At 48.5% G+C, this 2,452-nt stretch carries 2 rRNA genes (1 of these 2 cut by a window edge); both read right to left on the bottom strand.

Annotated elements, in window-relative coordinates:
• Positions 1-40: 40 nt before the first annotated feature.
• Positions 41-152, bottom strand: a 5S ribosomal RNA gene (gene rrf / locus V7S79_RS09850).
• A 73-nt stretch (positions 153-225) separates the two neighbouring features.
• A 23S ribosomal RNA gene (locus V7S79_RS09845) occupies positions 226-2,452 on the bottom strand; it runs 604 nt beyond the window's last position.

The following is a 2,452-nucleotide window of genomic DNA, read 5'->3' as shown; positions in this document are numbered from 1 at the left end:
AAAAAAGCCAACCCATTTCTGGATTGGCTTTGAGATAATAACTTGGAGCTTACTTACTTTCCCGGGTTTGATCCCAGTATCATCAGCGGTGCGGGGCTTAACTTCTCTGTTCGAGATGGGAAGAGGTGAACACCCGTCCTATCGGCTCCATAAATCTTGCAAGGCTTAGCCTTTTTCCATATTGTGAGTAAAAATAAATAGTCATAGCATTTCAATTATTTTAAAAATAGTAAGCTTTCGGGTAATTAGTACTACTCGACTTTGACATTACTGCCTTTACATCTGTAGCCTATCAACCGTGTCGTCTACACGGACCCTTCATGGAATACTCATCTTCAGGTCAGTTTCGCACTTAGATGCTTTCAGCGCTTATCTGGTCCCGACGTGGCTACTCAGCTATGCCCTTGGCAGAACAACTGATTTACCAGCGGTCAGTCCAACTCGGTCCTCTCGTACTAAAGTCAGAACCTGTCAATATTCCTACGCCCACAACAGATAGGGACCGAACTGTCTCACGACGTTCTGAACCCAGCTCGCGTGCCACTTTAATCGGCGAACAGCCGAACCCTTGGGACCTTCTCCAGCCCCAGGATGTGACGAGCCGACATCGAGGTGCCAAACCTCCCCGTCGATGTGAGCTCTTGGGGGAGATCAGCCTGTTATCCCCAGAGTACCTTTTATCCTTTGAGCGATGGCTGTTCCATACTAAACCACCGGATCACTATATCCTACTTTCGTACCTGATCGACTTGTCGGTCTCACAGTCAAGCTCCCTTTTGCTATTGCACTCTACGCACGGTTACCAAGCGTGCTGAGGGAACCTTTGAAAGCCTCCGTTACTCTTTTGGAGGCGACCACCCCAGTCAAACTACCCACCAAGCAATGTCTCCGTTTAACGGATTAGAATTCCAGTACAAGAAGGGTGGTATTTCAACGTTGGCTCCCCGATGCCTAGCGACACCGGCTCACAGCCTCCCACCTATCCTACACATCCAGTACCAAAACTCAATGCTAAGCTATAGTAAAGGTTCATGGGGTCTTTCCGTCCCGTTGCGGGTAAACGGCATCTTCACCGTTACTACAATTTCACCGAGCTCACGGCTGAGACAGTGCCCAGATCGTTACACCATTCGTGCAGGTCGGAACTTACCCGACAAGGAATTTCGCTACCTTAGGACCGTTATAGTTACGGCCGCCGTTTACTGGGGCTTCAGTTCAATGCTTCGCCTTGCAGCTAACATCCCCCCTTAACCTTCCAGCACCGGGCAGGTGTCAGGCCTTATACGTCATCTTTCGATTTTGCAAAGCCATGTGTTTTTGTTAAACAGTCGCCTGGGCCATTTCTCTGCGGCCACGATTGCTCGTGGCTCCCTTTATCCCGAAGTTACAGGGTTAATTTGCCGAGTTCCTTAGCCGTGATTCACTCGAGCGCCTTAGAATATTCTTCTCGACCACCTGTGTCGGTTTACGGTACGGGTTACTTAACAGTTATGCGCATAAACTTTTCTTGGAAGATTACTCGCTACACTCGTTTTGGCATTGCTGCCGCCTCTCAAAGGCACTATTCCGTCAGTACCTGGTAACCCATTCTCTCCGTCATCTAATTGCCCATTAAGTAAGTACAGGAATATTAACCTGTTGTGCATTAGGCTGTCGCTCTCGCTAGGCCCTTAGCCCCCGACTAACCCTCAGTTGATTAGCATAGCTGAGGAATCCTTAGTCTTTCGGCGTGAGGGTTTCTCGCCCTCATTATCGTTACTCATGCCTACATTTGCTTTTCTGAACGCTCCAGCAAAGCTTGTCGCTTCACCTTCTCCGCAGATCAGAATGCTCCCCTACCAGTATATAAATATAATCCAAAGCTTCGGTATTTTACTTGATGCCCGTTTATTATCGATGCCCGCCTCGCTCGACCAGTGAGCTGTTACGCACTCTTTAAATGAATAGCTGCTTCCAAGCTAACATCCTGGCTGTCACTGCAATCAGACTTCCTTAGTTCAACTTAGTAAAAATTTTGGGACCTTAGCTGTTGGTCTGGGTTCTTTCCCTCTCGGATTGGGACCTTAGCACCCCAACCCTCACTCCCGGGTATATTTTAAGCCATTCAGAGTTCGTCAGGATTTGGTAGGATTTGACTCCCCCTAGTCCTATCGGTAGCTTTACCTGCTTAAAACTTGACCCCGAGGCTGTTCCTAAAAACATTTCGGGGAGTACGAGCTATTTCTCAGTTTGATTGGCCTTTCACCCCTACCCACAAGTCATCCAAATACTTTTCAACGTAAACTGGTTCGGTCCTCCACTCCGTTTTACCGGAGCTTCAACCTGCTCATGGGTAGATCACAAAGTTTCGCGTCTACTCCCACTGACTAAGCGCCCTATTCAGACTCGCTTTCGCTCCGGCTGCTCACGTCTACGTGATTAACCTCGCCAGTGAAAGTAACTCGTAGGCTCA

The sequence above is a fragment of the Aquirufa sp. ROCK-SH2 genome, from assembly GCF_054558315.1.
This window is presented reverse-complemented; position numbering and strand designations above follow the sequence as displayed.